Raw genomic sequence first — 17,371 nt, 5'->3', positions numbered from 1 at the left:
ACAAAATGTATAAAATTCTAGCTGGATTCGGGTCAATCGTACGTTCATTGTGGATGGTGTTCAGCCACGTGACACGTAAACGTGACACTATTCTTTATCCAGAAGTGCCAGCTGAACAAATTGTTCCGCCGCGTTTCCGTGGTCGTATTGTATTGACACGTGACCCGGATGGTGAGGAACGCTGCGTGGCGTGTAACCTGTGTGCGGTTGCATGTCCGGTTGGCTGTATTTCTTTACAGAAAGCAGAAAAAGAAGATGGTCGCTGGTATCCGGAGTTTTTCCGTATCAACTTCTCGCGCTGTATTTTCTGCGGTATGTGTGAAGAAGCCTGTCCAACGACAGCAATTCAAATGACACCAGATTTCGAGTTAAGTGAATACGTTCGTCAAGACTTGGTCTACGAAAAAGAAAACTTGCTCATTTCAGGTCCTGGTAAATATCCTGACTACAACTTCTACCGTGTAACCGGTATGGCAGTGACAGGTAAAGATAAAGGTCAAGCACAACGTGAAAGTGCGCCTGTTGACGTACGGAGCTTATTACCATGATGTGGCCATTTTATTTGATGGCACTCGTGGCCATTGTTTCTACGGTTCGTGTGGTGACTAACGCGAATCCTGTGCATGCTTTATTAAGCCTGATCGTGTCCCTCCTTGCAGTAGCAGGGATATTCATGATCGTTGGTGCGCCATTCGCTGGCGCACTAGAAATTATCGTTTATGCCGGCGCGATCATGGTGTTGTTCGTGTTTGTGGTGATGATGCTGAATCTTGGTCAACATACGGTTGAACAGGAACGTAAATGGCTGACGTCTTCTGCATGGGCATATCCAGCATTGATGAGTTTCCTGATGGGCTTGGTGCTGGTTTGGATGCTTGGTTCGGATTACACAACAGCAGGTCCTGTAATGGGCACTCAAGTTGTGGGACCTAAAGCTGTAGGTACAGCGCTCTTTACTCACTACTTACTATTGGTCGAAGTTGCCGCAATGTTATTGCTTGCAGCCCTCGTTGCAGCATTCCACTTAGGTAAACGTGAACCAAGTGCAAAAGAGGAAAAAGAATAATGGGCAACATTCCTTTAGAACACGGTTTAATCGTTGCAACCATTCTTTTTGCACTGGGTTTTTACGGTGTAATGGTGCGACGCAACCTATTATTTATGTTGATGAGCCTTGAAATCATGATGAACGCAGCAGCACTTGCGTTCGTTCTTGCAGGTAGTGCTTGGTTACAGCCAGATGGACAAATCATGTTCATCCTGATCTTGACCCTTGCTGCTGCAGAGGCTTGTATTGGTCTTGCGATCGTCCTTCAGTTCTACCATCGCTTCCATCATTTGGATGTGGATGCTGCTAGTGAGATGCGCGGATGAGTTATTTATATTTAACAATTTTATTTCCGCTCATTGGCTTTGTCCTCTTGGCGGCGGGGCGCAATAAGCTTCCTGAAAATGTAGCAGCCATTATTGGTGTAGGTTCAGTCGGTTTATCTGCTTTATTTGCACTGATTGCCGGCATGGGCTTTGTAGACAATGGTTCAGTAGCTCAGGTTCAACATCTTTGGACCTGGTTCAATGTCGGCGGTTTTGCACCGGGCATGAGCCTGCACCTGGACGGTCTATCATTGCTGATGACCGGCATGATCACCGGTGTAGGTTTCTTGATTCACATCTTTGCCTCCTGGTACATGCGCGGTGAAGAAGACTTCGCACGTTTCTTCTCTTACTTTAACCTGTTCGTTGCCAGCATGTTGCTGCTCGTTCTTGGCGATAACCTGGCGTTATTGTTCCTGGGTTGGGAAGGCGTAGGTCTTTGCTCTTACTTGCTGATTGGTTACTACTATCAAAACCCTGAAAATGGTTTTGCAGCAATCAAGGCATTTACCGTAACCCGTATCGGTGACGTATTCTTGCTGATTGCCTTGTTCTTGCTTTACCAGCAGTTTGGTACTTTGCACATTGGTACAATCGTTGCCAATGCACCTCAAGTATTGGCGGGTGACCATTCACTTGCAATCTGGACATCATTAATGTTGTTCCTGGGTGCTGCCGGTAAATCTGCGCAAATTCCATTACAAACATGGTTGGCCGATGCAATGGCAGGTCCTACACCTGTTTCTGCGTTGATCCATGCGGCAACAATGGTAACCGCAGGTGTTTACTTGTGCTGCCGTATGTTCTCCGTGTTTGAAATGACACCAGAAGTGATGATGTTCATCTCGATCACTGGTGCGGTAACATTGATTGTGGCCGGTTTTGCTGCATTGGTTCAAACCGACATCAAACGTATCCTGGCTTACTCAACCATGAGTCAGCTCGGTTATATGTTTATGGCGGTAGGTGCTGAAGCATACCAGGCGGGTCTGTTCCACATGCTTTCACACGCATTCTTCAAGGCATTGTTATTCTTGTCTTCTGGTGCGGTGATTCTGGCTTACCATCACGAACAAAACATCTTCAAGATGGGTGGCCTGTTCAAACATAACAAATTCCTGTTTGCCTGCTTCGCGATTGGTGGCGGTGCATTGGCAGCCATTCCATTCTTGACCATCGGCTTCTTCTCGAAAGATGCAATTCTAGGTGCGGTATGGGTTCAAGGCCAATCTATTGCGCTTTATGACTGCCTGTACTGGACAGGTGTTGCGGGTGCATTCTTAACTTCAATCTATACATTCCGTTTAATCTGGGTTGTATTCTTTGGTAAAGAAAACACGCCATATCACGAAATCAAAGGTGCGACTTATTGGGCTCCTCTTGCGATTCTTGCCGTTCTTTCAACTGGTCTGGCTTACTTCCTGAAAGCACCGGTTGAATCAATCTTAAATGCTGCGAAAATTCCTGCGTTTATTGTTGATGAACATTTAATGCATGGTATGCATAGTGCTGAATATACCGCTGTGGGTATTGCATTGGCTGGTCTTGTGGTAGGTATCGTATTATTTGTCTTTGCCTACAACGCAGTGAAAGGTTTTGCCCGTACTTCATTCGGTGCTGGCCTTGCTAATATCTGCCGTAATGCACTTGGTTTTGATGCGTTGTATAACATCGTATTTGTGAAACCATATTTGCTTATCGCGAAAATTTTAGGTCGTGATCCGATTGACGGCCTGTGGTTAGTGCTTCCTGCCATTGTTAAAGGTGGTCATAGCTTCACCAGCTCACGTCAAACAGGTTCATTGCGTGAATACGCATCAAGTATGTCACTCGGTGTAGTGGTGTTGCTGATGATCCTGATCGTGATTCAGGTAGTGGGGAAATAAGATGGAAATCACAAACAACTGGATTTTACCCGCGCTGATCCTCGTACCGTTCATTGCAGGTTTTGTATGCTGGGTCGTCGACAAGCTCGACGACAAACTGCCGCGTTACATTGCGCTATTCGGTATGCTCATTACTTTGGGCTTGACTGTTGCGCTTTGGAATTCCGGTACGTATCACTATGAACTCGGCGCAAAAGTTCCAACTTGGTCTGCCGAATTCATGCTGCCTTGGATTTCAACCCTCGGCATTAACATTCACCTGGCGGTGGATGGTCTTTCACTGCTTATGGTCGGCTTGACTGCATTACTGGGTGTACTTGCAGTAGGCTGTTCATGGGGCGAGATTCAAAAGAACGTTGGTTTCTTCCACCTCAACCTTTTATGGTCTTTGGGTGGGGTCATCGGTGTATTCCTGGCGATTGACCTGTTCCTGTTCTTCTTCTTCTGGGAGATGATGCTGGTACCTATCTACTTCCTGATTGCCTTATGGGGCCATAAGGGAGCAGACGGCAAGTCACGTGTATACGCTGCGACCAAGTTCTTCATCTATACCCAGGTAGCAGGTTTGATCATGCTGATCGGTATTCTAGGCCTTGTGGTTTACGGATACATGATGACTGGCATGATCGGCTTCGATTACAACTACCTGTTAGGTGTGGCGAATACGCTTGATGCACAGTTGCCATCAGTGGCTTATGCCTTGATGATCTGTATGTTCATTGGTTTCGCTGTAAAACTTCCAGTGTTCCCATTGCACGGCTGGTTACCAGATGCCCATGCTCAAGCACCGACAGCCGGTTCTGTCGACTTGGCAGGTATTCTGATTAAGACTGCTGCATACGGTCTGCTGCGTTTTGTTATGCCATTCTTCCCGGCGGCTTCTGCACAGTTTGCAGACATCGCGATCATTTTCGGTTTAATCGGCGTGTTCTACGGTGCCTGGTGTGCTTTCCAGCAAACCGATATGAAACGTTTGCTGGCGTATACTTCAATTTCGCACATGGGTTTTGTATTGCTTGCACTTTACGCAGGTAATATCCTGACTTTCCAAGGCTTAATGATCATGATGCTGGCACATGGCCTGTCATCTGCTGCCTTGTTCATTATGTGTGGTCAAGTGTACGAGCGTGTTCATACGCGCGACTTGCGTTTAATGGGTGGTATGCGCGGTCAATTCCCATACCTTGCTTTCTTCCTGATGTTCTTTGTTGCTGCGCTTGTCGGTATTCCTGGTTTGGGTAACTTTATTGGTGAATTCCTGATTTTGATGGGTTCGTTCAACAAATTCCCGGCCTTCACCATTGTGGCAGCAATCAGCTTGGTATTGGCAGGTCTTTACGGCTTGATCCTGATTCACAAAGCATTGTTCGGTACGCCAAATGAAGAGCAAAAACAAAATTATACAAGCCCATTGAAAGACTTGAATGCGCGTGAGATTGTTATTTTGTTAGTGTGTGCTTTTGGTCTACTATGGCTCGGTATCTATCCACAAAGCTTCCTTGATATTTCAAATTCAAGCATGGCGTGGTTGGCCAACAGCTATATCCCAGTTCAAGAAGTTGTCGATGCGACTCAACAGGTCGTATCTCAACAAAATGTGGAGATCCAATAAGCCATGAACTTCACAATGTCATTTTCCGAGCTTATGCCATTAGCTCCTGTGATGATCGTGGCTTTAACTGCGATCGTAGTGATGCTTCTCATTGCAATTAAACGTAACCATAATTTAATTGCAACAGCCTCTGTAGTCGGCTTGAACCTTGCTGCAGCCTATGTCCTGATCGCGATGTTCGGTGGTGCTTTTGCACCAGCGAACGTGATGGGCATGTTTATGCTTGACCCATTTACCTTGCTTTACCAATTGGTCATTCTGATTGCTGCACTGGCTTGCTGTACCTTGTCACATGCTTATATTGAAAGCTATCAAGATAACCGTGAAGAACTGTATATCCTGATGCTGTGCTCGGTAGCGGGCGCAATGCTGATGGTGGCAAGTTCTCATTATGCATCTTTCTTCATTAGCCTTGAGCTAATGTCGATTCCTGTATACGGTCTTTTGGCTTATACGCACCAACGTTCACAATCTTTAGAAGCGGGTATTAAATACCTTGTCCTTTCAGCAACTGCTTCTGCAATGCTGTTAATGGGCATGGCATATATCTATGCTTATACCGGTTCATTGTCTTTCTATGACAATGTTCAGGCCTTGATGCAAGCCATCAAACAGCCAATGGTGATTTTAGGTCTAGGCTTAATCGTTTTTGCCGTGGCATTTAAATTGTCTCTTGCGCCATTCCATAAATGGACGCCAGACGTGTATGCAGGTGCTCCAGCGCCAATCGCAACATTCCTTGCGACTGTGGCTAAAGTGGCAACCATTGGTCTGTTTGTACGTTATTTACTTGCTTCAGGCGCAATCCTGGTAGATTCAATCGTAACCATCATTACGATTATTGCGGTGCTTTCTATTCTGGTGGGTAACTTCCTTGCAGTACGTCAAGTCAACCTGAAACGTATTCTGGGTTACTCTTCAATTGCACACTTTGGTTATTTGCTGATTGGTTTAATCAGCATGACTTATGCAAGCCTGGGTAACGTATCTGTATACGTAATCACTTATGTGTTGACAACGATTGGTGCATTTGGTGCTGTTGCGTTGATGTCTAGTCCATTTAACAATGTGGATGAAGCACAAAGCCTGGCAGATTACCGTGGCTTGTTCTGGCGCCGTCCAGTATTGACTGCGACCTTGACTGTCATGATGCTGTCTCTTGCGGGTATTCCATTGACTGCTGGCTTCATTGGTAAGTTCCTGGTGGTGATGGCTGCGGTAACAACCCAGCATTGGTTCCTTGCTGCCATGATTGTGGTAGGTTCAGGTATCGGTCTGTACTATTACCTGCGTGTGATGGTGGTGATGTACATGACTCCGCCAGATACGCCACGTATTGATGCCGATAAACATTGGGGTCAAAAAGTGGGTGGTATTATGGTGCTTGCTGCGGCATTGGCGGTATTGGTGATTGGTGTTTATCCAGATCCAATCATTAAATTAGCGCTGCAAGCAGAGATTTTATCTCCATTGCATTTCATGCTCTCTCAGCAATAATCTAAAAAAACTATAAGTTTTTAGCAAAAAGCCTCCTTTCATAGGGGGCTTTTTGGTTTATAAGAGATATAAAAAACATTTATAATAGCTGAAATTTTATCTTATTTTTTAGGTACTCTCCCGTGGCTATTCATGAAATCCGTCATCCGCTTATCCGACATAAACTAGGTTTGCTACGTCGTGCAGACATCAGTACAAAAAACTTCCGCGAATTGGCACAAGAAGTGACCATGCTGCTGACGTATGAAGCCACCAAAGACTTGCCGATGTGTGAGCATGAAATTGACGGCTGGAATGGCAAAGTGACTGTAGACCGCATTGCGGGTAAAAAAATTACCGTTGTCCCTATTCTGCGTGCCGGTATTGGCATGTTGGACGGTTTCCTGAACCTGATTCCAAGTGCGAAAGTCTCGGTACTGGGTCTTGAGCGTGACGAAGAGACCTTGCAAGCGCGTACTTACTACAAAAAACTGGTACCCGATGTACAAAACCGTTTGGCAATGATTATCGACCCGATGCTGGCCACCGGTTCTTCACTGGTTGCAGCGATTGACGTATTGAAGGCGAGCGGCTGTAAAGATATCCGTGTCATGGTTTTAGTGGCTGCACCAGAAGGCATTAAAAAAGTAGAAGAAAAACATCCGGATGTCACCATTTTCACCGCCTCTATTGATGATGGTCTCAATGAAAATGGCTATATTGTTCCAGGGCTGGGTGATGCGGGCGATAAAATTTTCGGTTCAGTACAAAAAGACTGAGTCTCGAAGACAAATTAAAAGAGGCTTCATGCCTCTTTTTTTATATACTGTAGACATGGCATTTTTTAGCATAGGGCAGCAGCATGAAAAATGAAGTATATCAGGGGAAGATCAAGAAGTATGACCCTGAAAAAGGCTTTGGTTTTATTGGTTCGGCTGAAGGGGATATTTTCTTTCATATTTCAGATTTCCCTGCGGCAGAAGGTGAACCGAAACGTAATGAACGGGTAAAATTTGTAGCTGTGAAGAATGGCGACAAGTACAAGGCCGTTCGCATAGAGCGCGTTGCAGATCATTCAGCAAAAGCGAAAAAATCAAAAGTATCGACGCATAATCAGTCGATTACATCTGCCTTGTTGTCAAATTTTCGAGGCTGAATATTCTGGTTTTTTAGTTCAGCATGAGAATGTTCCGGGTTACTTTTGACGATGATCGGAAAAGAGGCTTTTTAGCCTCTTTTTTATTATAATAAGGAAAAATATAAATGAAAAAGAGTGTTTTATGTTGCTTCAGGGGAAAGTCAAAACCTATAACGCAGAGCGCGGTTTTGGATTTATTGCAGTACAGGACGGAGAAGTGAAGGACATTTTCTTTCACATTAAAGATGTTCCCCAGAGCAGTGTCGAACCTAAAGTAGGGGAGAATTTAAAATTTATTATTGTGGAGGATGACGGCAAGTTCAAAGCCGATCGTATTGTGCGACTGGACCTACTTTCTGCCTCAGAGGATAACATGCCGGTCAAGCCGGAAGGCAGAAAAAAGAAGACGGCTTCACCACGTTATAATAAAGCCTCACAGAAAGGCCGAATCTTGTCCGGCATTATTCTGATCATTCTGGCTGGACTTGCTGTGATCGGTTATGGTCAATATCAGGATTATCGCACCGCAGAGCAGCTGAAAGCACAGCAATTGATTATAGAGCAGCAGCGTATTGTGTCAGAACAGCGTGAAGCGCTGGGAGATTTACCCGAAGCGGTATTGTCGGAGCAAGGGCAGCGTAATCTGGCGGGTGAAACTTACAATACCACTAGACCGCGCTCGGAAAAAATTAGTGCCAGTATTGATCAGCAAAATGGCGTGAGGCTGGCAACAGCACAATTTAAATGTGATGAACGGCAGCATTGCAGTCAAATGAGCTCAAGAGCAGAAGCTGTGTGGTATGTGCAAAACTGTCCCAATCATAAAATGGATGGTGATGGTGACGGCATACCGTGTGAAAATGATTCACGCTGGTAAGAAAAAAGCGCCATTTAGGCCACTGCTGTCCCATAATTTGAATTTTATTTCAGTATCGAATCAATATGATGATATTTTAAATTTAAGTATTTGATATTTAATTTTTCACAGCCTTGTCTTTTCTTTAAAAGTTGAGGTAACTTTGTGTAGGCTAAACCCTACTTTTGACAGACCAAAAGTAGGCAAAAGTCTTTATTCCCCATACACGACATCCTGTCGTGATGGGGAATGTGTGGCATCCTTGCCACACTCACGAATCTAATACCTGGGATTCAACTATGGGACAGCAGTGCCATTTAGGCGCTTTTTTTAATATTTTTTATTCTTCACAGAATTTCATAAAGGCTTTTAGACCAGGTCCCTGATATTTTTGACGATGCACCAACATGAATAAAGGACGGGTCAGCTGCCAGAAAGGGGTGTCTAAAATGACCAGCTGACCTTTTTCACGTAAAGGTTCAATGGCGAGTTTAGAAATACAGGACATGCCTAAACCGCCAGCCACAATTTTAAGAATCGCTTCATTATGACCGAGTGTTAAACGGATATTGGCATCTGGAAGGTCTTTTAAAATGGCATTGTCAAATACCTCACGAGTACCTGAACCTTCTTCACGTAAAATCCATTCGACATGGTCAAAATCTTTAGCGGTAATTGCGCGGTCCAGTTTTGCCAATGGATGCTCGGGTGAACAGCACACCGCCAGTTCATCATCACGCCAGTGTATACATTGCAACTGTGGAAGATGACATGAACCTTCAATCAAGGCTAAATCCAGCTGGAACTGGTTCACGGCTTCAATCATCTGACGGGTATTGCCGACTTGCAACTGCAAATGTGCCTGCGGCTGAATTTGCAAAAAGTCTGCCATCAGGTCGGGCATCAGGTAATCACTAATGGTTAAGGTTGCTCCCAGGCGCAGGTCAATACTTTGCAATTCACCTTTGGCCGCCTGTTCAAAAGCTTCGCAGCGACCTAAAATTTCCAGCGCTTTAGGAAGTAAGAAACGACCTAAATCATTGAGTTGTAGACGTTTACCGAGACGGTCAAACAGTGGAGCACCCAAGCCATCTTCCAAATCCGCTAAAGCCATACTTGCAGCACTTTGCGTGAGCTTAACGGCATCGCTGGCTTTGGTTACTGTGCCTTCTTGTGCGACTGCTACAAAAACAGCCAACTGGCGTAAGGTCATGCGCATGAATAGAGCCTTAACATTTAAAAAATATTAATAAATTATGTGGTCATGCTACCATGAGCACAGTCTTTCATGCCACGCTGAAATCATGTCAATTGAAAAATTTAGCTTAGAAAAAGTTTTATCTGTACACCGCTGGACCAATACCTTATTCAGTTTTACCATGACTCGACCTGCGCATTTTAAATTTACCGCAGGTCAGTTTGCACGTATTGGCCTAAAAGTAGGCGATGAACTGGTGGTGCGGGCTTATTCTGTGGTGTCATCGCCCTTTGATGAAACCTTGGAATTCTTTTCAATTGTCGTGCCGGACGGGGCATTCACCTCTAACCTGCAACATCTACAAGTGGGTGATGAGCTGTACCTGGAAAAAATCCCCTATGGTTTTTTAACCTTGGCACGTTATCAGCTTCCTTTGCCGCATGACTTGTGGCTACTCGCCACTGGCACAGGTTTGGCACCATTTATTTCCATGCTGCAAGACTTTGAAACCTGGTCGAAATATCAAAAGATCAATCTGGTCTATAGTGTACGTACTGAAGCCGAACTGGCTTATGTCGAGCGTATTCAGGAAATAGCTGAAACCTTTGGTGAAGGGCATACGGGCTTTAAATTTGTCCCGATTATTACCCGTGACCCCCATGCAGCCTTGCATGACCGTTTACCGGTACTGATTGAAAATGGTGAACTGGAAAAAGTGGTGGGACTGCAATTCAATGTAGACACCAGCCATGTCATGCTTTGCGGTAACCCGCAAATGGTGGAAGACACCAAAGAAGCATTAAAAGCACGTGGCTTGAAAATGAACCGCCGTGGTGAAGGTAATATTGCGGTGGAGAATTATTGGTAAGTGACTTGAGGTAAAAGGAGGAGTTGGGGAAATTCAATCAGATGTAAATCATCTAAAAATTAATCCCTCCCGACCTCCCTTTAAAAAAGGGAGGAGATTTAGTCACAAAAAACCTCCAATGTGGAGGTTTTTTATGATCACTAGTTTAGTGAACAAACATATCAATAAATTCACGGATTTCCTGAATGGCAGTATCCACATCACTGGTCAGCCAGGTGGGTTCAAAAATCCCTGCATAATATTCAAGCCGTTCTTGGGGAACCACCAGACGGATCGGACATTCTTCTTCCAGTAAGCGCCAAGGAATAATGGGCACTTCATTGTCTATAAACGGGGCAATATTGCGAATGTCAATTACCATGGCATTGATGCATTCAGGAAACGGCATCACAGAAAATTCTTCGGTACGGCGACGGAAATATTCCAGATCACCCCATTTAAGCACGTAACTCGGCTTATTAAATTCAATAATCCCAATGAGATGTCCATCACGAGTGTAATGCAAACAACATTGATGAGTGACGTCAGTGTCCAAATCAAGCGTTACAGATTGCTGACGATACGCCATAAAGTTAAGCAGCATGAAAAACGAGGTGGATAATTATAGCTCATTTTAAGCCTTTCAGCACCTAAAGCATGCTTCATCCTGAAAGCTCAGCCAAGTTTAAAAAATCGGTTAATTTTCCTATTTTAAAAACCGTAACTTAAACTCCTTTCCTCTGCATGGTTAAAATTTTGCTGGGGCTTCAATTAAAATAACAGTGTCTTGTTCCACATATAAAAATGGAATAACAGTCCCATAGACTGCGATAAAGGCAACAGCAGCAGTAACTTTAAAAGAGCTATAGAAAAGAATGACAGCCTGACTGGAAATTGAATCGACACACCCTTCTTGCCTTAAACACATTTAAACAACTGCTTTCTGAACTGCTGTTTTTTAAGTGAAAATTACAAGTCTTCACCATGTCACTATGCTTTTATACATAACTGATCAGGAAATATAGTTAATATAAATACATGGAATGAAATAAAAGAGGGGAAAAAACATGACACATGATTTTAATAAACCGCCTCATGTTACGAGTGAAGAAGAAAGATCTCAAAAAAAACGTTTGCCAGTGTATATCCTTCTTCTTGTAGGGGTGTTCTTCATTGCCGTACTGGTTTACATGTTTGCCTATACTAAACCGGAATCACAAGATGCTCCTCCAGGGCATCCTGACCCCACTGTCCAACCTGCCACACCAAACAATACCGCGACTACCGGCACTGCAACAGCAACCGATGAAGCCGTTGCTACAGATGCCGATACTGTAACAGAACCGGGTGAAAAAAGTGCAATAGGTGAGGCGACCGATAATGTCGGTATCGGCCGAGGAAACAGCAACTAAACGCATAATCTCAATGTCATTTTTTAAAGCTCTGGTCTGAAAGGATTGGAGCTTTTTGCAATCTAATGTGCGCTTTTGTTGTATTTATGCTGGTTTGTATTGAAGAAAAAATAATCGAATTCTAATGTGTTCTTAACGTCATCATTTTAGGTTGAGCTGAGCCAACATAAACCAGTATTCATCTGTAGAAATTCAATAAGTAATAACAAGAGGACATGACAATATGAATGAGTATTTTTCTGGAGGCCCTAGAGGGGGTGAATTTGATGCGATGTACTATTGGAATCAGTTTCATCCTATTCTCGCTGCCATCGCCATTTTAATCATAGGTTGGATTGTTGCCCTTATTATTGCGGCAGGAATTAAAAAAGTTTTACAAAAGCTTGGAACAAATCAAAGACTTTCTGGAGCGACAGGACATCGCTCAAATGTTGAAAATATCATTTCACGTATCATCTTCTGGATTGTAATGATCATTGCCGTCATAGGCGCGTTGAATGTGCTGAATCTCACCAGCGTGAGCGGGCCATTCAGCAATATGATCCAGCAATTCCTGTTGTTTATTCCTCAACTTTTAGCAGCTATTGCGGTCGGTTTTATTGGCTGGATTGTTGCGAATCTGGTCAAAATGGGACTGCAAAAACTGCTGGACCGAACTGAGCTGGATGAAAAGTTAAGTGCTGATGTGGGTGTCAGCCCAATTAGCCAGAACATTAGTGACATTGTTTATTGGCTGATTTTGTTATTATTCTTGCCAATTGTACTGTCTATCTTGGGCTTAACCGGATTGCTGGCTCCAGTACAGAACATGGTGAATGAAGTTGTCTCATTCTTGCCGAATATCTTTATTGCCGCTGTGATTGTATTTGTCGGTTATATTCTGGCAAAAATTGTACGCGGTATTGTCGAAGGTTTGGTAGGTAGTTTAAATCTACAGCAGCATGCCCAGAAAATCGGGATGTTTAAAAATTCCAATCTGCCCCAGGTACTCGGCTCATTTGTCTTTGCGATTATTATCATTACTGCCTTGATTATTGGCTTTGAAGCGCTGGGCGTTGAAGCGATTTCACAACCGGCCACGGCCATGTTGTATGAAATCATGAATGCCATTCCACATATTATTGCAGCTGCCTTAATTCTTATTCTGGCGTATGTGGTGTCACGCTTTGTGGCTAAACTGGTGGTAGACATTGTTTCTGGGACGGGTGTGGATGAAATTCCTGCCAAAATGGATGCACAACGCTTTTTAGGCACAACTAAAGTATCGTCAATTATTGGTTATCTGATTGTGTTCTTTACCATGCTGTTTGCGGTATCTGAAGCAGCAAACCGGCTTGGTTTTGAACAGATCAGTGTGCTGATTTCGATGTTTATCCAGTTTGGTGCTAATATCTTGCTGGGTGCAGTCATCCTGATGATTGGATTCTGGCTGGCAAATCTGGTCGCCAAGGTGATTGGACGAGGTGAATATGTCAGTTCACGCTGGCTGGCAAATCTGGTTCGTATATTGATTATGGGCTTGGTGATTGCCATGGGCTTGCGTGCCATGGGCATTGCCGATTCCATTGTCAATCTGGCCTTTGGCTTAACTTTGGGTGCTGTCGCCGTTGCCTTCGCATTAGCCTTTGGTTTAGGTGGGCGCGATCCGGCACAACGTGTCTTGACCGACCTGATTGATAAATGCAGAAAAGAGGCGAAGCAGCCTAATCCCTTGCATCAGGACAATTCGGACCGAATCAGTTCAGGGCAGAGTTCAAGCTCAGTTTCCGCCCAGGCCACACGTGAATTTACTGAACATGGCACGGAAAATTCAAAATCAGGTTCTGATGCATCGGTGGATAAATCTTCTGAACTGGAAATGGATGGGGGAGCAGCATCTGCTTCTGATCCGGCAAATCCGATTGCCGAGTCTCACTTTCCAGGAGCTGATCAAAAAAATGTTTCGACTCCGGGTTTATCCAATCCAACTCCTGCCTCATTAACCACGGCACCCCAAGATGAACTAAATCAGGATCAGAGCGTTCCCGATTCTTTCCGTGTTGATCCTAAACACCCGCCAGAAAATAAGCCTTTTGGATCTACAGGTGAGGCGGAATCTTATGTTGATATCAATAGTGACAAAAGTCAAAATAATCCTGGCTCCAGCGAGAATAAAAAATAATCGTTAGAATCAGAAAAATCCACTACATGAGCACAAACGAAGCGCTGCTTTGTTTGTGCATAAGGGATGAGTATGTTTTTTGCTGCCCTATTGTTATGAAGCGGTCAGTAAAATGACTGAATTTTCTATTGCAAGCCTCAGATCCGTTAAAATATGCATTGTCAAAATTATGGACGGATCGTCAACAGACCCTAATCCTGAAGAGGAGAGCAAAATGAGTAAAAGAGAACCGAATAAGTTTCTTGCACCAATTGTGATCGCAGGTATAACAGTTGGGTTTCTTATGAGTGCATATAAATTTATATTTGCCAAACTTAAAGTTGAACATCAACAGAAAAAACCAGAATATCGAGAAAATTTAGATAAAAAATAATCAATAAATGCTCGATTGTTGGCATGTATTATGCTAAATATAATTGTAATATTTAAAGAATATAAAGACTTAGTTTTAATATTCTTGAAATATTCATCATTCTATACTGGGACGTATAAATAATTATTGAGGGGAAATTATGATGTTAGTTAAAAAACTTTTAGGTTTAGTCGGGCAAGCATTTCAACAAGACTGCCAACATACACAAGCAGTTGCAAAGATGGATCAAGCAATTGTGCGTATGCAGCAGAAGCAGAATATTGAAATTTTACGTACGGATTATTTAGAATAATTCAGTTGCAATGGATTAAACGTATTGCGATGCGGCATGTGCAGACGCCCATGCCCATTGAAAATTAAAACCACCTAAATGACCCGACACATCCAGAACCTCGCCGACAAAGTACAGGCCTTTCTGTTTTTTGCTTTCCATGGTCTTGGATGATACTTCAGTGGTATCGACACCGCCCAAGGTCACTTCCGCAGTCCGGTAGCCTTCGGTTCCTGAGGGTTTTACTTCAAAATGATGCAGGCGCTTGGCGACCTGTTCCAGTTTATCATCGCTCAAATTACCGATCGCTGTGTCGGCAAATTCTGCCCAGATCAGATTTTGCAGTTCCAGTACCACACTTTTTGGCAGATGCTCATTTAACAAGGTGCGTAGTAACACTTTGGGCTGGCTAGATTTCTTGGTTTTAAAGAAATCTGTCAGATCAAGATTAGGCAGGAAATTGATGGTAAAACTTTGGCCGACATTCCAGTAGTTGGACAACTGTAATGAACTTGGGCCACTTAAACCGCGATGGGTAAACAGCAGGGCTTCGGTAAAACTGTTTAAATCATTCGACAGGGTAGCATCGACGGCATTACCGCTTAAACGGGTGGTCACCTCTTTAAACTGGTCGGAAAAAGTAAAGGGCACCAGGCCTGCACGGGTCGGGTGCACATGATGGCCGAACTGTTTGGCAATGTCATAACCAATCCCTGAGCCGCCCAGCGTCGGTACAGACAAACCGCCTGTTGCCACAACGACAGATTCAGCCTGGAAATAACCTAAAGTAGTCGCAACCTGAAAACCTTGATCATCTATAGCGGTAACCGCTTTGACTTCACAGCTGGCTTTAATGTCGACCAGGCCGGTTTTGTCACATTCAGCTAGCAGCATGGCCAAAATTTCCTTAGCCCCGTTTAAGGTAAATAACTGACCGTGTTTACGTTCTTCATATTCAATGCCATGTTCACAGACCAGACCAATAAAGTCCCAGTTGGTATAGCGGCTTAAGGCCGAGATTACGAAGTACGGGTTATGTGAAATGTAGTTTTCAGGCTCGACGTACAGATTGGTAAAATTACATTTACCGCCACCTGACATCAGGATTTTTTTGCCCACCTTGTTGGCTTTTTCCAGGACCAAAACTTTACGGCCACGCTGGGCTGCCATAAATGCCAACATCAGACCTGATGCACCTGCACCTAAAACAATGACATCATACTGATTTGTAGACATGAGTAACCCGCGGGAGATAAAAGCAGGGCATTATAGACAATTTTGCGCTCAATTTCAGGATAGATATTCATCTCTATGCCGACCTTGCAAGCCGCCCGTATGAATGACCAAAATTCGTGAACCTTGAGGGAAGAAATTTTGCTGAATTAAATCCATCAGTCCGTACATCATTTTAGCGGTATAAACCTGTTCTAAAGGAATGCGGTGCTCGGCTTCAAAGGACTGCATAAACTGTAACAGCACTGGCGTGGTTTTGGCATAACCACCACAGCAGTAGGCATCGGTGATTTGCCAGTTTTTCTTCGTCGTCCATTGCTCGACCTCCGACTTTAAAAAATCGCCTTTTAAGGCCGAAAAACCCAGCACGCCTTGATGTGCCGCACTTGCCTCAATCAGCCCTGAAATGGTGCCACCTGTTCCAACGGCACAGCAGATCACGTCAAAGTTGTGCCGGTCTTCCGCTATTAAAATTTCCTTACAGCCCTGAATGGCAAGAGAATTGGTTCCACCTTCGGGAATGAGGTAATGCTCCGGATATTGCTGTTTTAAGGCGGCCAGATATTCAGGCTGATCTTTTTGCCGGTACTGTTCACGTGAAACAAAATGCAGTTGCATCCCCAATTGCTGCGCCGTGGCCAAGGTAGGGTTGAGCGTTTTATCTTTGAGTTCTTCACCCCGGATCATGCCTACACTGGCAAAGCTAAACAGATGCGCTGCATAAGCGGTGGCAGCAATATGATTGGAATAGGCACCGCCAAAAGTCAGGACTTTTTTAAGCCCTTGCTGCTGTGCTTCCAGAAAGTTATATTTCAGTTTAAAAAACTTGTTGCCTGAAATTTGTGGATGAATCTGATCCAAACGCTTCACGGTCACAGTCACTGGAGCATTAAGTCTTAGCTTTTGGTAAGTCACGGACTGGGCAATAGGGTCAAACATTTCATCATGATCCATCAATATGAGACTGCATTGTACGTAAAATAAAATGATTTATGGCAGGCTGTTTCGTCAAGATCATCACAGCGATATTTCAATATCAGGCAGGACCTGAAAATAATGCCTGATGATTTTTGCTCTTGCGCATATTTACACAGGGCTTATTTGTAAATATATCTTAAGTAATTGAATTAAAATAATAAAAATAATGATCGAAAAATATTCATTAGTGTTAATCTAAAAGGTATAACAATGATGAAAAAGAGGATATGTGATGAAGACGCTATCCGTGGGTTTATCGGCTTGCTTGCTGCTTTTGCTGACAGCCTGTGATGCGAAGGATGAGTATAATAAGCCAAAAACCGAAGTTCGTAGCATGATTATTGGCGGTGTACCGGTGCATGATCAAGATTATCGGCTTGCTCCACTTGGCGCACGTGAAATCCAGCCAATGGCTCAAGAGTAAACCGAGCTGAAACCGATATTTAATCTCGCGCTAAATCAAGCTCGACCTGCCAATTGGTAGGTCTGAATTTATATGTATCTAAAAAATTATTAATGAAATGATGTGCGGATTTTTTGTCTGTTTGAGTACGGT

The 17,371-nt window shown here is 43.8% G+C and carries 19 protein-coding genes; 15 read left to right on the top strand and 4 right to left on the bottom strand.

Going from position 1 to position 17,371, the window contains the following annotated elements:
• The first annotated feature begins 5 nt into the window (after positions 1 to 5).
• The 9 genes from nuoI to E0H88_RS07410 all read left to right on the top strand — a co-directional run bounded on the left by nuoI (position 6) and on the right by E0H88_RS07410 (position 8,363).
• Entirely contained in the window at positions 6 to 548 is a 543-nt protein-coding gene (nuoI, locus tag E0H88_RS07450; protein ID WP_092818850.1) for an NADH-quinone oxidoreductase subunit NuoI, read from the top strand.
• On the top strand, positions 548 to 1,066 hold the full coding sequence (gene nuoJ, locus E0H88_RS07445) for an NADH-quinone oxidoreductase subunit J (protein ID WP_171458673.1): 519 nt from the start codon (positions 548 to 550) through the stop codon (positions 1,064 to 1,066). The genes nuoI and nuoJ overlap by 1 nt, the downstream gene beginning before the upstream one ends.
• Positions 1,066 to 1,374 carry an NADH-quinone oxidoreductase subunit NuoK gene (gene nuoK / locus E0H88_RS07440; RefSeq protein ID WP_004651041.1) on the top strand — a complete coding sequence of 103 codons (309 nt, stop codon included), beginning with the start codon at positions 1,066 to 1,068 and terminating at the stop codon, positions 1,372 to 1,374. Before nuoJ ends, nuoK begins: the two co-directional genes overlap by 1 nt.
• Positions 1,371 to 3,260 (top strand): NADH-quinone oxidoreductase subunit L, encoded by a 1,890-nt coding sequence (gene nuoL / locus E0H88_RS07435; RefSeq protein ID WP_131273669.1) that lies wholly within the window; start codon positions 1,371 to 1,373, stop codon positions 3,258 to 3,260. Before nuoK ends, nuoL begins: the two co-directional genes overlap by 4 nt.
• Before the next feature lie 7 nt (positions 3,261 to 3,267).
• On the top strand, positions 3,268 to 4,872 hold the full coding sequence (nuoM, locus tag E0H88_RS07430) for an NADH-quinone oxidoreductase subunit M (protein WP_171259645.1): 1,605 nt from the start codon (positions 3,268 to 3,270) through the stop codon (positions 4,870 to 4,872).
• Between the two features lie 3 nt (positions 4,873 to 4,875).
• Entirely contained in the window at positions 4,876 to 6,369 is a 1,494-nt protein-coding gene (nuoN, locus tag E0H88_RS07425) for an NADH-quinone oxidoreductase subunit NuoN (RefSeq protein ID WP_131273668.1), read from the top strand.
• Positions 6,370 to 6,491: 122 nt separating this feature from the next.
• The gene (gene upp, locus E0H88_RS07420) at positions 6,492 to 7,127 is read left to right on the top strand and encodes a uracil phosphoribosyltransferase (protein ID WP_092818846.1); all 636 of its coding nucleotides are present in this window, start codon (positions 6,492 to 6,494) and stop codon (positions 7,125 to 7,127) included.
• Between the two features lie 83 nt (positions 7,128 to 7,210).
• Complete coding sequence (locus E0H88_RS07415; RefSeq protein WP_092818845.1) at positions 7,211 to 7,504, top strand: cold shock domain-containing protein; 294 nt, start codon at positions 7,211 to 7,213, stop codon at positions 7,502 to 7,504.
• 124 nt (positions 7,505 to 7,628) lie between these two features.
• On the top strand, positions 7,629 to 8,363 hold the full coding sequence (locus E0H88_RS07410) for a cold shock domain-containing protein (protein WP_131273667.1): 735 nt from the start codon (positions 7,629 to 7,631) through the stop codon (positions 8,361 to 8,363).
• A 319-nt stretch (positions 8,364 to 8,682) separates the two neighbouring features.
• On the opposite strand, the gene gigC is transcribed toward E0H88_RS07410, so the two are convergent.
• The gene (gigC, locus tag E0H88_RS07405) at positions 8,683 to 9,561 is read right to left on the bottom strand and encodes a LysR family transcriptional regulator GigC (RefSeq protein ID WP_131273666.1); all 879 of its coding nucleotides are present in this window, start codon (positions 9,559 to 9,561) and stop codon (positions 8,683 to 8,685) included.
• A gap of 85 nt (positions 9,562 to 9,646) precedes the next feature.
• Between gigC and E0H88_RS07400 the strand changes: the two genes are divergently transcribed.
• Complete coding sequence (locus tag E0H88_RS07400) at positions 9,647 to 10,408, top strand: ferredoxin--NADP reductase (RefSeq protein ID WP_131273665.1); 762 nt, start codon at positions 9,647 to 9,649, stop codon at positions 10,406 to 10,408.
• Positions 10,409 to 10,553: 145 nt separating this feature from the next.
• On the opposite strand, the gene E0H88_RS07395 is transcribed toward E0H88_RS07400, so the two are convergent.
• Positions 10,554 to 10,976: a hypothetical protein gene (locus E0H88_RS07395; RefSeq protein WP_092818970.1), complete on the bottom strand. Its 423-nt coding sequence runs from the start codon at positions 10,974 to 10,976 to the stop codon at positions 10,554 to 10,556.
• Between the two features lie 478 nt (positions 10,977 to 11,454).
• Here E0H88_RS07395 and E0H88_RS07390 point away from each other — a divergent pair, with 478 nt between their 5' ends.
• The 4 genes from E0H88_RS07390 to E0H88_RS15890 all read left to right on the top strand — a co-directional run bounded on the left by E0H88_RS07390 (position 11,455) and on the right by E0H88_RS15890 (position 14,625).
• A complete protein-coding gene (locus tag E0H88_RS07390; protein WP_092818839.1) occupies positions 11,455 to 11,799 on the top strand; it encodes a hypothetical protein in 345 nt (114 codons plus the stop codon).
• Positions 11,800 to 12,022: 223 nt separating this feature from the next.
• Complete coding sequence (locus E0H88_RS07385; RefSeq protein WP_131273664.1) at positions 12,023 to 13,960, top strand: mechanosensitive ion channel; 1,938 nt, start codon at positions 12,023 to 12,025, stop codon at positions 13,958 to 13,960.
• Positions 13,961 to 14,174: 214 nt separating this feature from the next.
• The gene (locus tag E0H88_RS16085) at positions 14,175 to 14,333 is read left to right on the top strand and encodes a hypothetical protein (protein WP_252152002.1); all 159 of its coding nucleotides are present in this window, start codon (positions 14,175 to 14,177) and stop codon (positions 14,331 to 14,333) included.
• A 139-nt stretch (positions 14,334 to 14,472) separates the two neighbouring features.
• The gene (locus tag E0H88_RS15890) at positions 14,473 to 14,625 is read left to right on the top strand and encodes a hypothetical protein (RefSeq protein ID WP_165493294.1); all 153 of its coding nucleotides are present in this window, start codon (positions 14,473 to 14,475) and stop codon (positions 14,623 to 14,625) included.
• 15 nt (positions 14,626 to 14,640) lie between these two features.
• On the opposite strand, the gene E0H88_RS07375 is transcribed toward E0H88_RS15890, so the two are convergent.
• Complete coding sequence (locus E0H88_RS07375; RefSeq protein ID WP_131273662.1) at positions 14,641 to 15,840, bottom strand: BaiN/RdsA family NAD(P)/FAD-dependent oxidoreductase; 1,200 nt, start codon at positions 15,838 to 15,840, stop codon at positions 14,641 to 14,643.
• A 54-nt stretch (positions 15,841 to 15,894) separates the two neighbouring features.
• Positions 15,895 to 16,776: a 1-aminocyclopropane-1-carboxylate deaminase/D-cysteine desulfhydrase gene (locus tag E0H88_RS07370; RefSeq protein ID WP_131273661.1), complete on the bottom strand. Its 882-nt coding sequence runs from the start codon at positions 16,774 to 16,776 to the stop codon at positions 15,895 to 15,897.
• Between the two features lie 271 nt (positions 16,777 to 17,047).
• Between E0H88_RS07370 and E0H88_RS07365 the strand changes: the two genes are divergently transcribed.
• Complete coding sequence (locus tag E0H88_RS07365; protein ID WP_131273660.1) at positions 17,048 to 17,239, top strand: NF038215 family lipoprotein; 192 nt, start codon at positions 17,048 to 17,050, stop codon at positions 17,237 to 17,239.
• Positions 17,240 to 17,371: the final 132 nt, after the last annotated feature.

Source organism: Acinetobacter sp. ANC 4216 (assembly GCF_004331195.1).
GTDB classification, from domain to species: domain Bacteria; phylum Pseudomonadota; class Gammaproteobacteria; order Pseudomonadales; family Moraxellaceae; genus Acinetobacter; species Acinetobacter kookii.
Note: the sequence above shows the minus strand (reverse complement) of the source record. Positions and strands in the feature narration are given on the sequence as shown.

What these genes read in the sequence shown, in the direction of transcription:
- nuoI (WP_092818850.1), top strand. Translation starts at nt 6, where the DNA reads ATGTATAAAATTCTAGCTGGATTCGGGTCAATCGTACGTTCATTGTGG.
- nuoJ (WP_171458673.1), top strand. Translation starts at nt 548, where the DNA reads ATGTGGCCATTTTATTTGATGGCACTCGTGGCCATTGTTTCTACGGTT.
- nuoK (WP_004651041.1), top strand. Translation starts at nt 1,066, where the DNA reads ATGGGCAACATTCCTTTAGAACACGGTTTAATCGTTGCAACCATTCTT.
- nuoL (WP_131273669.1), top strand. Translation starts at nt 1,371, where the DNA reads ATGAGTTATTTATATTTAACAATTTTATTTCCGCTCATTGGCTTTGTC.
- nuoN (WP_131273668.1), top strand. Translation starts at nt 4,876, where the DNA reads ATGAACTTCACAATGTCATTTTCCGAGCTTATGCCATTAGCTCCTGTG.
- E0H88_RS07415 (WP_092818845.1), top strand. Translation starts at nt 7,211, where the DNA reads ATGAAAAATGAAGTATATCAGGGGAAGATCAAGAAGTATGACCCTGAA.
- E0H88_RS07410 (WP_131273667.1), top strand. Translation starts at nt 7,629, where the DNA reads ATGTTGCTTCAGGGGAAAGTCAAAACCTATAACGCAGAGCGCGGTTTT.
- gigC (WP_131273666.1), bottom strand. Translation starts at nt 9,561, where the DNA reads ATGCGCATGACCTTACGCCAGTTGGCTGTTTTTGTAGCAGTCGCACAA.
- E0H88_RS07400 (WP_131273665.1), top strand. Translation starts at nt 9,647, where the DNA reads ATGTCAATTGAAAAATTTAGCTTAGAAAAAGTTTTATCTGTACACCGC.
- E0H88_RS07395 (WP_092818970.1), bottom strand. Translation starts at nt 10,976, where the DNA reads ATGGCGTATCGTCAGCAATCTGTAACGCTTGATTTGGACACTGACGTC.
- E0H88_RS07390 (WP_092818839.1), top strand. Translation starts at nt 11,455, where the DNA reads ATGACACATGATTTTAATAAACCGCCTCATGTTACGAGTGAAGAAGAA.
- E0H88_RS07385 (WP_131273664.1), top strand. Translation starts at nt 12,023, where the DNA reads ATGAATGAGTATTTTTCTGGAGGCCCTAGAGGGGGTGAATTTGATGCG.
- E0H88_RS16085 (WP_252152002.1), top strand. Translation starts at nt 14,175, where the DNA reads ATGAGTAAAAGAGAACCGAATAAGTTTCTTGCACCAATTGTGATCGCA.
- E0H88_RS15890 (WP_165493294.1), top strand. Translation starts at nt 14,473, where the DNA reads ATGATGTTAGTTAAAAAACTTTTAGGTTTAGTCGGGCAAGCATTTCAA.
- E0H88_RS07375 (WP_131273662.1), bottom strand. Translation starts at nt 15,840, where the DNA reads ATGTCTACAAATCAGTATGATGTCATTGTTTTAGGTGCAGGTGCATCA.
- E0H88_RS07370 (WP_131273661.1), bottom strand. Translation starts at nt 16,776, where the DNA reads ATGTTTGACCCTATTGCCCAGTCCGTGACTTACCAAAAGCTAAGACTT.
- E0H88_RS07365 (WP_131273660.1), top strand. Translation starts at nt 17,048, where the DNA reads ATGAAGACGCTATCCGTGGGTTTATCGGCTTGCTTGCTGCTTTTGCTG.